Annotated in this window: 10 protein-coding genes and 4 pseudogenes; 5 read left to right on the plus strand and 9 right to left on the minus strand. The window is 59.2% G+C overall.

Features of this window, described 5'->3' with window-relative positions:
• Positions 1 to 17: 17 nt before the first annotated feature.
• Together OKW41_RS21185 and OKW41_RS21190 are read right to left on the minus strand one after the other, a co-directional pair.
• Positions 18 to 1745, minus strand: coding sequence for a tannase/feruloyl esterase family alpha/beta hydrolase (locus OKW41_RS21185; protein WP_429573851.1), 1728 nt, complete (start codon positions 1743 to 1745; stop codon positions 18 to 20).
• 12 nt (positions 1746 to 1757) lie between these two features.
• Positions 1758 to 2900 (minus strand): porin, encoded by a 1143-nt coding sequence (locus tag OKW41_RS21190; RefSeq protein ID WP_184058736.1) that lies wholly within the window; start codon positions 2898 to 2900, stop codon positions 1758 to 1760.
• Positions 2901 to 3269: 369 nt separating this feature from the next.
• On the opposite strand from OKW41_RS21190, the pseudogene OKW41_RS21195 reads away from it, so the two are divergent.
• Positions 3270 to 3587, plus strand: a pseudogene (locus OKW41_RS21195) (AraC family transcriptional regulator); the annotation flags it as partial.
• Positions 3588 to 3956: 369 nt separating this feature from the next.
• Positions 3957 to 4417 (plus strand): annotated as a pseudogene (locus OKW41_RS21200) (IS6 family transposase); the annotation flags it as partial.
• A gap of 140 nt (positions 4418 to 4557) precedes the next feature.
• Here OKW41_RS21200 and OKW41_RS21205 read toward each other — a convergent pair.
• Both OKW41_RS21205 and OKW41_RS21210 read right to left on the minus strand, forming a co-directional pair.
• On the minus strand, positions 4558 to 5415 hold the full coding sequence (locus OKW41_RS21205) for an MBL fold metallo-hydrolase (RefSeq protein ID WP_429573852.1): 858 nt from the start codon (positions 5413 to 5415) through the stop codon (positions 4558 to 4560).
• A 199-nt stretch (positions 5416 to 5614) separates the two neighbouring features.
• Complete coding sequence (locus OKW41_RS21210; RefSeq protein WP_429573853.1) at positions 5615 to 6589, minus strand: LysR family transcriptional regulator; 975 nt, start codon at positions 6587 to 6589, stop codon at positions 5615 to 5617.
• A 115-nt stretch (positions 6590 to 6704) separates the two neighbouring features.
• Between OKW41_RS21210 and OKW41_RS21215 the strand changes: the two are divergent.
• A pseudogene (locus OKW41_RS21215) lies at positions 6705 to 7548 on the plus strand (SDR family NAD(P)-dependent oxidoreductase).
• A 171-nt stretch (positions 7549 to 7719) separates the two neighbouring features.
• Positions 7720 to 7902 (plus strand): annotated as a pseudogene (locus OKW41_RS21220) (DUF1348 family protein); the annotation flags it as partial.
• Positions 7903 to 8170: 268 nt separating this feature from the next.
• Here the strand turns inward: OKW41_RS21220 and OKW41_RS21225 are convergent.
• The 4 genes from OKW41_RS21225 to OKW41_RS21240 all read right to left on the minus strand — a co-directional run bounded on the left by OKW41_RS21225 (position 8171) and on the right by OKW41_RS21240 (position 9918).
• The gene (locus OKW41_RS21225) at positions 8171 to 8431 is read right to left on the minus strand and encodes a hypothetical protein (RefSeq protein ID WP_429573854.1); all 261 of its coding nucleotides are present in this window, start codon (positions 8429 to 8431) and stop codon (positions 8171 to 8173) included.
• The gene (locus tag OKW41_RS21230; RefSeq protein WP_429447991.1) at positions 8412 to 8930 is read right to left on the minus strand and encodes a DUF2778 domain-containing protein; all 519 of its coding nucleotides are present in this window, start codon (positions 8928 to 8930) and stop codon (positions 8412 to 8414) included. Before OKW41_RS21230 ends, OKW41_RS21225 begins: the two co-directional genes overlap by 20 nt.
• 12 nt (positions 8931 to 8942) lie before the next feature.
• Positions 8943 to 9428, minus strand: a complete 486-nt coding sequence (locus OKW41_RS21235; protein ID WP_429573855.1) for an Hcp family type VI secretion system effector — start codon at positions 9426 to 9428, stop codon at positions 8943 to 8945.
• 244 nt (positions 9429 to 9672) lie between these two features.
• Positions 9673 to 9918 (minus strand): helix-turn-helix transcriptional regulator, encoded by a 246-nt coding sequence (locus OKW41_RS21240; protein ID WP_429573856.1) that lies wholly within the window; start codon positions 9916 to 9918, stop codon positions 9673 to 9675.
• Between the two features lie 434 nt (positions 9919 to 10352).
• On the opposite strand from OKW41_RS21240, the gene OKW41_RS21245 reads away from it, so the two are divergent.
• Positions 10353 to 11270 (plus strand): mechanosensitive ion channel family protein, encoded by a 918-nt coding sequence (locus tag OKW41_RS21245; protein WP_429573857.1) that lies wholly within the window; start codon positions 10353 to 10355, stop codon positions 11268 to 11270.
• Here the strand turns inward: OKW41_RS21245 and OKW41_RS21250 are convergent.
• Entirely contained in the window at positions 11235 to 11837 is a 603-nt protein-coding gene (locus OKW41_RS21250; protein ID WP_429573858.1) for an autotransporter domain-containing protein, read from the minus strand. The genes OKW41_RS21245 and OKW41_RS21250 overlap by 36 nt on opposite strands.
• Positions 11838 to 11895 lie beyond the last annotated feature (58 nt).

Genomic DNA, 11895 nt, shown 5'->3' on the forward strand with positions numbered 1-11895 from the left:
CTCGCACGGTCAGTGGCTTAGCTGCAAGTGAAACTGCTTGCCGAGTTCACGTCTCCGCTGGTATAGCGGGCCACCTTCGGATACGAGCAGAGCGGACGCGTGCGCCCGGCACCCCAGCTAGTCGGCACCTCGCTATTCGGTATCGCGTTGGTCGTGTCGCGAGCCGTTGCGATGACCCGGTTCGGCGCTTGCCCTTGCTCGACCCATGCCACCATAGGCGTCAGCATGTCGAACTGATCGGCCGTCGGACCGCCGCTGCAGTGGTTCATCCCTGCTACAGTGAAGAGCCGGGCGAAATTGCTCGCGTCACCGCCACTAGCCGTGGACAAGCGCTGATACCAGTCGGTCGTATCGTTCGACGAGAACACTGGATCGCTCGTCCCGTGATAGACGATCAACTTCGCGCCCCGGCTCCTCAGACCGCTCAGATCAGTCTCGTTCGGCGGGGTCATGAATGACCACGAAGACTCGGAATAGACACCGCTCGTTGCGAAGATCTTCGGCGCGTCACTGTCCATGTTGAAGTTCAGAGCGTAGGCGCCGATGGAGCTGAGCAGCGAAGCGCTCTGAGGCGGCGACGTAAATACAAAGGCCGCCGCGGCCGGGTCAAGGCTGATCGAATTGCCTTGCTTCCACGCGGCCCAGCCTGATCCGTTGACACCGACGTCATACGGAAAGCTCGCATAGAGCGCAGTGCCAGCGCTATTTTTCGCCCCAGAGAAAATATTTCCAACGGCTTGCTTTTGAGCCGTCGTAAGACAGGTGCCGTCGCGCCCATTGCTCGAACATGTCGGTACGTCCGTGGCCAGGTCGAAGTTCGCCTGGCACGCTTTGATGTCTTGCACCATCCCGTCCGCTACACCATCCAGCGAATCGCACTTCGCGATGACCTTCGACGCGATGAGCTGCCTTTCAGCAGTCGTCAAGCCGCTGGTGATATCGGCAATTCCGGACGACGTTTTGGCGGTCGCGACGGTAGCTAGCTGTTGTGCGCTCCACATCTGCCCGATCGCCGCCTTTGGCAAATGGAAGCCGGGGTCGCCGGCAATGATGCCGTCGTAATCCGCGAAAGACCTGGCTGCCGCCACCATCGCATGACGGCCGCCGTTCGAGCAACCTTCGAAGTAGCTGCGGTCGGGGCCCTTGCCATAGGCCAACTTGATCACCTGCCTGGCCATTGGCGTGAGCGTAGCAACGGCGTTATAGCCATAATCGAGGCGCGCCTGGGGATCGAGACCAAACAGCGGGTTTTGCGACCCGGAATGACCTGCATCCGAACTGATCACGGCGAAGCCCATGTTTAGAGCGTTGTTCAGCGGGCCCCCGCCACTGAGCACCCCCGTCGCCGGTGTCACATTACCGTCGAGACCACCGTTGGCCTGATAGAAAAAGCGACCATTCCACGCGATAGGTAGCCGCATTTCAAAACCAATCGCATAAGTTTGGCCGTCAACGGCGCTCGTGCGTTGATTCATTTTCCCTTCGATCACGCAATGTTCGGGCACGGACTTTCCCGCCACCGTGAGCGTTCCGGCCGGCACGTCGGTAACGGACGTGAACGTCGTGGCCGCAAACGTCAACCTGGCGGCGAGCGCGCTGCAGTTTCCTGACAGCGTCGCGGGTTGTGCTGCGGAAAGCTGAGGCAATTGTGTCGCACTGGTGGAGAGCGAGTCGGAACCGCCGCCGCAGGCCGCCAGCATCGCGGACACTGTCGATACGCACATCGCAATTGAAGTTCGTTTCATTCTCGCCCCCTATCAGAACATGTGTTTAATGCCGACCATCACGCCCGTTTGACCCATGCCCGCGCCTGGCGTGGTCCCACCGCCGCCACCGCTGACCGAATAGCGCGCCTTCGCGCTGTTCGCGAGATACGCAGCCTGCGCATAGACCGACGAACGCTTGCTCAGAAGATAGGTGGTGCGTAACGTTCCCATCGTGGCGCGGGTATCGTGGTCGCTATTGATGATCCGAAACACTTCGCCATCGAGGAGGAACGCAGGCGTGACCATGTACGAAGCGCCCAGGAAGAACAGATCCGAACGGATATTCGGTACTGTCGGCGACTGGGTCACTACGCGGCGTCCAATCCAACCTGCGCCGATCTTCGCGCCTGCGTACTGCGCATAGGCGCTCAGTTGGGTACGGGCGTCCTTGTCCGCGGCGTTGATGAGAGGTGTCGGCGCAATTCCGTCGAAGAAGTTCGCGGCCGCGGTCGCGCCGCCGCGTTGCTCCTCGTACGACGCAGCCGCGCCGAAATATTGAGAGTCGTACTTGAGCATTGCGGACCAGTCGCGGCATTCCGTGGCGTGGCCTGGAACCGAGCCGGTACAGGTTCCTTGTCCCGGGGAGTTGCCGGTACCCGCCGCGTCCCGTCCGAATGAATAGCCCGCGCCCAGCGTAAAGCCCTTGTACGAGCCAAGATAGGTGATGGAGTTGTCGGCGCGTGCGTTGGGCACATAGGCATCCAGGGAGCCCATGCCGTAAATGTCCGGACCGATGATGTCGGCGCCCTGAACCGCAAGATAGGTCATCGTGTACTGACGTCCGAACGCGAGCGTTCCATACGGGCTTTTCATGCCGACGAATGCCTGACGTCCAAACAGCCTCCCGCCCTGTCCAGAACTGCCGTCGCGCACGTTAAAGCCGCTTTCGAGCGTGAAGACAGCGCTGTAGCCGCCGCCTAGATCTTCGTTGCCGCGCAGCCCCCAGCGTGATGGGAACTCTCCGGTAACGGATGGCATGCGAAAGACGCTGTCGCCCTTCGCGTTCGCGTGCGAGACATACTCGATCCCCGTGTCCACGATGCCATACAACGTGACGCTTGATTGCGCAAAGGCTCCAGTGCTCAGCGCGCATAGCGCACCGAACATGAGAACGTGAGTCGACTTCAATTGCATGGTGATGTCTCCAGACCAGTTGTATGTTTTTTTGTTGAACTGCGGTTGAGGGATCTTCGGTTTCAGGCGATTGCAGCGATGAGCGTGACGGGGATGCTGACGCCGATCACCGTTGATGCAATATCAGGCAGTCTGATATCAAGAACAAAATAAAGCGCGTCCTGGAAGACGCGCCTGTCCGTCGCGATAGTTCCGTATTTGATATCAGGTATCCTGACAACGCAAGCATGAAATGTTCGGTAGATACCCTATGCAGCGGGATGGATGCGAGGCGAGCATTGATCGGTGACGGCCGCCCTTCCGACGAGCAGCGCAAACTGTACGAGCTCGCCGACGCGCAGGTCCACTTCAATATGGACGCTCGCTGGCTCGCTGGTGTCGCCCACGCTGGCGCTGCGCATGCGGTGGGGCGAGGCTTGCCCGCAGGCCATCCTGCGTATCGAGCGCGATGTGCTCGAGCGTCATGCACAGCGTCATTTCGGCGACGCGGCGCGTGGGGCAATCGAATTCGAGCCAGAATTCGCACTGACGTCGGCACAGGGGCAGTGCCTGATGCAGTTGCTGCCGATGCTCGTGGAAATCATGAGTACGGAGGCGCATCCGCTGCGCAATCCACTCGCATTTGAGCAGTTCGAATCGACACTGCTGAACGCGCTTATCTATGGTCAGCCGAAAGGACAGAAGTCGCACCCAAACCTACCCGAATGTGACCTTCACATTTCTGGGCTTTCAGTTTCGTCCGCGAAGGGTGTTGACCCGGCACGGGCAGGTCTCGACTACTACGGGGCTTTCTATCGGACAGCCATGCATGAGTTGAGTCGGTATCTCGACCGAAAGCTCGTGCGCTGGGTTCGGCGCAAGTACAAAACACTGCGACGGTACAAACGGTGCAGTGAAGAGTGGTTGCGCAAGATGAAGAAGGCGTACCCGCGAGAGTTCGCGCACTGGCAGTATCAGGGGGACGGGTTGGATAACGGGGGCCGTGTAAATCGAGAGGTTTACGCACGGTTCTGCGAGAGACTCGGGGCGCAATTCCCTGGGTCTACTCACCCCTACGTGAAGATTCGTGGCAAATGGGCCTATCTTTACCGCGCTGTGACCGGGCGGGAAAGACGATCGATTTTCGCCTCAGCGCCAGGCGCGATGTGGCGGCAGCAAAGGCATTCTTCGCGAAGGCGATCGGAACTCAGGGGCGCGCTCCTGGAACGATCACGCTGGACGGCTACGAGGCATCTCATCGGGCGGTCCGCGAGATGAAGACTGACGGGTCGCTACCCAGGCGAACGAAATTGCGATCCTCGAAGTACCTGAACAACCTGATCGAACAGGATCACCGCCACATCAAATCGCGGGTGAACGTGATGCTCGGGTTCAAGCGGTTCCGGAACGCGGTCGTGACCCTCTCCGGCATCGAACTGATGCATCGCATTCGCAAAGGCGAGTTTGATCTCACCGGCGTGCACCTCGAAGATACCACTTCGCCCTCGATCTGGATGGCGGTTCTTTCAGCTCGTTGAGGTCCCTGAAAAATGGGCGATTTCTCGCCCACCTGCTGAATTTGCACCACAACCCCGAGGCGATTGTTTGGCACGTGCGGTTCGAGTTCAAGCGCTTCCACAGGGGCAAGGACGACGCGTTTTAGCGAAAAACAGCGAATTCAGTCCTTTCGCATGCGTGCAACCAATGCGAGCAAGCGGGCATTCATTTCCGCAGCCTGCAAATGCGCGTGCCAACCGTGACCAGGAAGCAGCCATTCGAAGCGATACGCGGCCAACTTGCTGAGCGATTCGGTGAGCGCTGTCCACGAGTACCAGCACGCGTCCCTGAACGCGACGAGGTCCTGCTGGCGTTGGCTCCAGGCAAGCGAATCCCCCGAGAACAGCACGCGATCATCGAGCTGGTACACGACGCTACCTCGAGTGTGCCCGGGTACAGGGATCGCGCGCACGCCGGCCGCAATGTTCAGTGCTGAACCGTCGTCGAGCAGATCCGTCGCATATGGGGCGGCCGACACGTCCTCGCGGTGAATCCAGACGCGCGCGCCGAATTGACGCGCGTATTTGTCCGCGTCTGCGACGTCGTCACGATGCGACAGCAGAATGTGCGCAATACCGCCAGCGCCGTCAAACCATTTCACGAGTTCCGCCGCATAGCGCGGAGAGTCGATGAGCAGATTGCCTTCCGGACGCGCGGCAAAATAAGAATGTGCGCCAAACGACGACCGTGCGTTGAATCCACAGCGCCACACGCCCGATGTGATCTGCTGCGGAAAGATCGCTGCGTTCGGACGAGGCTGTTTCGTTTCGCTGCGTACCGACGCCGTAGGGCACACGAGCACCGCACGCCAGGCATCAAGCTGCTCTTCTGGTGTGGCCGGCTGCCGAGCGAAGACACTCTTGTCGTTGCGCTCGACAATCAGCCCAGGCGCGACGTGACGAGATGCACCGCAATTGATGCATGCAGTGTCGATGTACCACTCTCCTGAAGCGGAGTCGGTATTACGTATGGGCTTCATTTGATGCTCCCGGGCTGACGTGCGCATCCGCCGGCTCGACGCTCGTTGGCGTCTCGCGGTCGTTGGAGGGATTGTTACACGATCATTGATGTACAGGCGGAAACGGCTCGTTCGTCACGCCCTTGTCCCGCTACGAAGCCTTGTTTGCGTTTAGCGGGTGATTTACCACGGCTGGCTACGCTTGCCGCAACAGACACCCCTACGCGGCACTTCGTCTACTCCTGGCGCGGCCGCTTCTGCTCGTCGAAGTAACCAACTCCTCTGCTGTGAGGAAAAATTGACTGTTGTCCGCGAGGCGCGCAACGATGAAGTCGATGAAGGTTCTCACGCGGAGCGGTTGTTCCGTCCGGCGACGGTAGTAGACGTAAATCGACTCGCGCTGGGTCAAATGCTGAGTGAGCAAAGGCACGAGCCGTCCAGCCCGGATGTGTGAGACGGCCGAGAAGCTTCCAAGCTGCCCAATTGCCACGCCGGCCAGTACCGCTTCGGTTTCCGCGTCGATATCGTTCGAACAGACCGAAGCAGCCATCTCCCGATACACAATCTCCCCGCCCACCATAAATTCCCACGGCGCCTGCTTGCCGGTGTTCGCACGCCGGTATCCAGAACAACGATGCGCATCGAGCTCGTCCACGGTTTTCGGCGTGCCGTACCGTTCGAGATAGGCTGGCGACGCGCATACGATCAACTGAATCGGTAGCAGTCGCCTGGCAATTGCCCCCTCGGAAGGCGGGGATCCGCCGCGGAAGCCGACGTCGGCGCGATCGCTGACGAGGTCCGTGAAATGATCGTCGAAGCGAATATCGATCTGCACGTCAGGGTATAGCACCGCAAACTCAAGGATCGATGGCCAGAGTGCCGTTCGCCCGAGCGCCGTCGGAGCGCTTATCCGTAGGGGCCCCGCAACTTCTTCCCCTGAACGGCGAGCATCGTCAATCGCGGACGACAACATAGCGAGCGCTGGCTCGACACCTTGCAATAGTCTTTGCCCCTCTTCGGTCAGACTCAACTTTCGCGTTGTCCGATGAAACAGCCGGACGCCAAGCGACTTTTCGAACTGCATGACCGCGTGGCTCGCGGCCTGCGGCGAGATGCCGAGGTCTGCGGCTGCCCGACGGAAGCTGCCGAGCGTTGCTGCACGGACGAACACCGAAATCGCCCGGACCTCATTCATGGCTGACTCCATTCGCAAATATTGATTGATTATGAGTCTAGCATTCGATGCCTGGTAGCTGTTAATCGCGCGCCCTATGCTTCTCTTCACATTCACCACGAAACGGGAGCAAATCATGAGCAACGCTACGCAGCACCGGTTCAAGCACGCCTGGTTCGTTACGGGCGCCTCACGCGGGTTAGGCACACTGATCGCACAAGCGGGCCTGGCGGACGGAAATGCAGTGGTTGCGGCGGGACGCAACGTTCGGGCGATCATTGAGCGTCTTGGCGAATCACCTGCGCTGTTGCCGGTCGCGCTCGACGTAACTGGCGAGGAGCAGGCCAAAAGAGCCGCGCAGGCTGCTTTGGCAAAGTTTCGCAGGATCGACGTGTTGGTCAACAACGCCGGCTTCGGACTGCTCGCAGCCGTAGAGGAATCGGCCGACGCAGACGTACGTCGCATGTACGACACTAACGTTTTTGAACTGCTCAATGTCACGCATGCGGTGCTGCCAGTGATGCGGGGACAGCGCTCGGGCCATGTGATCAACGTGTCCTCGCTCGGCGGCGGGATTCGGGGTGTATTGCTCGACGAAATTCGCCGTCGAAGGCATTACGGAAGCGCTCCACGCGGAGTTGAAGCCGCTCGGCATTCACGCGACCGTCGTTGAGCCCGGCTATTTCCGTACCGATTTCCTCGATCCGTCGTCGCTCGTCGTCGGCAAGGAGGTCATCGACGGCTACGACGAGACGTCGGGCAACGTGCGTCGATTCGCTGAAGGAATGAATCACAATCAGCCGGGCGACCCGCAGAAGCTTGCGAAGGCCCTCGTCACGCTTGTCGATGTACCGAGACCGCCACTGCGTCTGCCGCTCGGAACCGACACGCTGAAGGCGATAGCCGAAAAGAACGCCTATGTTGCTACGGAAACTGAAACATGGAAGGCACTGTCGGCGTCAACCGATTTCTCAGACTGAGTTCTCTCGAGATGACGAACGTGTAGCGCGGTTGCGCTGCTGAGTAGTGCCGATTTCTATCTCAATCCCGCCTGAATAAGGGGAGTCTGTGATGTCCATAAACGCTGAAGTGCGCCCGCCCATCCCACCGTTCACCCTGAATCCGCAATCGAGAAGATTCGACTTGCGAAAGACGCTGGCAATTGGTTCCGCTCCTACGGAAACGAGAACTGGGAGTTTGGACCTGATGGTCTGATGCACCACCGGTATGCCTGTATCAACGACATGCCGATCAAGGCAAGCGATCGCAAGTTCCATTCGCCGCTGGGTCGCCGCCCCGACGATCACCCCGGTCCGAGCGAGCTGGGCCTTTGAAAAATTGCGCTGAGCACCGCCGTCGGTCGATACGATGAGCGAGATCAGGACGAGTTCCACCAGAATTGCGGATATCATCGGGATCATCGAAGGGATCGCCTTCCAGACCAAAATTCGCGCGCGCCGCGCAAAGCCTTGTCCCGCCTGGCTCTGAGCAAACGCGCACTTTCTGACCCACCAGTTAACCCCCGCAACGCGATCATCACGCGCCGGACTTGACGGGACCGCGCAGGAATGAATTCGGCCCGATCGCTGCTCATCGACCCTGTTAATTTTTGCGTTGATAGCGCCGCCATAGCCTTATGATCACCACATAGGCGAGCACGGCGACGATCAGTTCGATAGTCACCCAGACCACGAAAATCAAATCTTCGGGGTCCCGGATGCCGAGCCAATCCGAAGCATCCCACCAGACTGCTAGCTGGCTCTCCGGCATCGGGTAGGGATACGGGCGCACATAGCGAACCGAAAGAACGAACAGACCAAAGAACAGTGCGACCTTGAACACCCTACGGGCAAGTGTTGCCATACGTGATGACCTCAATTGTTCCATAGGCGCGAAGGCCCGAACTGCGCGCAGGGATTTTCACGGTGTGCAGCAGCGCGTTGCGGATTCGCATGAAGTCGGTACGGCTCGGCAGGGTAATGCAGCCAAGTGACACCCCCGCACCACCTGCGGGATGCAACCGGAACTGGCCGCGCCGGACGCCATTAACCCATGTCACATCATCAATGCTGCCATCATCCCGATACAGTGCGAACCAGTCATCGTGATTGGTCGCACTGCCCCATGCGGCATTCCACGTATCTTTTGCCCATGCGTAAGCCTGCGAACGGATGCCGCCCGTGGGGCGATCCACGATCCAGTATTTACCGGCAGGAATCGGCCCCTTGTCAGGCACCATCGTGCAGCCGCCCCGGTTGAGGTACGGACCATCGCCCGAATACGCGTCGAACGTGCCGACACCGAAAATTGTGAGCGGTGAAAACGGTTTGTTATTCACCAAAAACTTACCCTCATAGGCCATTGTCACTCCCGCTTATCCGCGCTCATTCCATGCATCGGTGTATTTGATATTGCCGTCAAGGTAGTGCCATGTGATTCGCTCATACATCATCGACACGGCCTCAACGTGATTGAGCAGCGAGTCGGGTGACAGCTTGGTATTCATCATGCCAGGATTGATGCCGCAGACCTTTACGCCTTCGAGTAGCATCACGAAATAAACTTCCTCCTTCCCCGCGTCGTTGATGCGATACCACTTTATCTCAGCAGACTGCAACGTTTGCCCCTTTACCACGGCCTTGTAAAGATAAGGCGTAGCAGCGTCAAACTCCTTTTCTAACGCAACTGGCGAGTGCGAGCGCGCGCCGGTAATCTTGCCGTTAGCCGCATCAACCGGCAGATTCACGCCGTGGCTGAAGCCGATAATTTCAATGCTTCCCTCGCGATCCTGAACGGTTGACGAGCCTTTGATGTCTGCGCCGCCATCATCTTTCAGCCACATATGCGCAGGAATTGGCATCTTGAATTTTTCCTTGAATGGTTAAATGAGCGCTGCATGGTTACGACCTCATTTTTAATAAGGTACGCACTACGAACGGACAATCTTTTACCCGGATACGCAAGCATTTGCAACGGGGATGCTATGCACTATCAATACTTTCACGTGATTTAACAAACATCGGAAGTGTGACTGCGATCTGATCGAGCGCAGCGCGCAGGCAAAAAAAGACCCGCGCGATGCGGGTCGGGTGGATGTCCTGCGATCAGGTCTCGGATCGCTGGCGCTTCGCCTTCCTTGGCGGCTTCATCTGCGCCTTGCCTGAGTCCGGGTCGTGCTGCAATGTGCCTGCCGCACAATCTGCGATCCATTGATTGACCTCGCTTTCACGCCAGCGCACCGCCGCTACGCCGACCTTGATGGGTTTGGGGAACTTGCCTTGCGCGATCTTCAGATAGATCGTCGATCCGGTTAGGCCGATACGCTGCTCGACCTCGGCGCGGCGTAGCAAGCGCTCATTCATGCGCTGCGTGACCTCTTATCGCCGCGAGCCACCGGAAGGGTTGCCAGACCACGGCGATGCCCGCGCCACGAAAGAGTATGGCCGAGCTCGACGAAATGCGTGGTTCGAACGGGGCGTGAGGACATCGTTTCCGTCTCCTCAAATTCACGCCGGCGGGGGCGTTCACGGAACTCGGGGCGGTCAGCCGCTAGCCCGGGCGGCTGCCGTTACGACAACGGAAGATTGATGGTGACAGACGGCTAATCCGGGAAGCGATCTGGACAACAGGCTCAGAAAAAACACGCAGTTTTAACCGCTGATAATGCCCAAAACGGAAGTTATCTGGTTAAATTCCCGGAAGCCAGTCGAGTTCGTCCATATATACCGTCGATGCTCGCGCGCGGCAATCTACCCGCTGTCCAATATAGGGATCGTCAAGACACATGGAGAATCTTCTCGTCGAAATCAGTCCGGACAGATGGGCCTTCTTGCTGGATATGCTCACCGCGTTCTCGATTCGTCTGTGCGCCGCTGCGGGCATACTGGTGATCGGATGGTGGGTCGCGCGCCGCGCTTCGATGTCGCTGAGCCGGCTCCTTGCGCGTCAATCACGCATGGACGCCACGCTGCGACCGATCCTCTGCGACATCGGCCTTTGGGGCATTCGCATTGTCGCGATCGTCGGTGCGCTGTCGCAGTTAGGCATCCAGACGGCCAGCATCATTGCCGTGCTTGGCGCAGCCGGTCTTGCGGTCGGTCTCGCGCTGCAAGGCACGATGCAGAACATCGCGGCCGGCATCATGCTGCTAGTGTTGCGGCCGTTCAAGGTCGGCGACTATATCGAGGGCGGAGCCGGCAGTGTCGCGGGCACGGTCGACGAAGTCAATCTGTTCACGACGCGTCTCACCAAACCCGACGGGATCTGCGAATACGTGCCGAACAGCGCATTGTGGAGCAATTCGATCCGCAACTTCAGCCGTAATCCGATGCGCCGGCTCGATCTCGAAGTGGAGATCTCGATCGGTGACGATGTGGATCGCGCGCTTGAGGCGCTGCGCACGCTCGCCGCGGCCGATCCGCGTGCGCTCCGCGATCCCGCGCCGCAGGTGATGGTCATCCGCTTCGACGACAGCACGGCGGTGCTGAATATCCGCGTCTGGTCGAACACGGACGTGTTCTGGACCATGCGCTGGGAACTCGCTCGCCAGGTGCGGCAAACATTGACCGACGCGCAATGTTCGCTGCCGTTGCGCACCCGTGAATTGCACATCGTTCCAAGCGCGACGGCCGCGACTGCCACCGACACAGCAGCCGCTCAGGCAGGGTCATCCGCGATCAGAAAACCGGAGCAAGGGGTGTAACCCCGGTTCTTCGATCCCGCGGCTTGTTGACAAGCTCGCATCTCCCGTTAGTACAGGTAACGCGCGCCCGCATTCAGCAACCCGCCACGGAATCCCGCGTTGCCGAACGACTGCTGGTAAGAAACGCGGCCACAGAGCGAGAGATTTCGGCGTGTTCGTGCCATTCACGCCAACCGAGGACTGCACCGTGTCCCCTATCGTGCCCGACGTGAAGCGCGCTTCGCTGATCTCCACGTTCTTGCCACCGGCAAACGCATACAGCACGTCAATGCCCGGATACGGCATGAGGCGACCGCTCGCGATGTCGAATGGTCGGGTCATGCGCGCCCCGAGCCGGCCGATCAACTCATTCTGCGAGTCGATGTTGACCGCCAGCCCGTCGGCGTCAGCCGCGACGTGCACGCTCAGATGCTGGCCAAGCAGTTGCAGCTGAGACTCAACATCGAAGTGGTCAGGAAGCGCGAACGGGTAGTCGGCTTCAACCGATGCCGAATAGTTGTTATTGGTACCGCGCCGCAACCTTTTCTCACACCGCTTACGAAGCCCTATTGGGATGGATGCACTCAAGGATGATTCTCAACGTTGCGAGCATTCTGAAAAACTTATAAGCACTGGTTTGCATAGC

Source organism: Paraburkholderia sp. UCT70, from assembly GCF_050434085.1.
Taxonomy (GTDB): Bacteria; Pseudomonadota; Gammaproteobacteria; order Burkholderiales; family Burkholderiaceae; genus Paraburkholderia; species Paraburkholderia tuberum.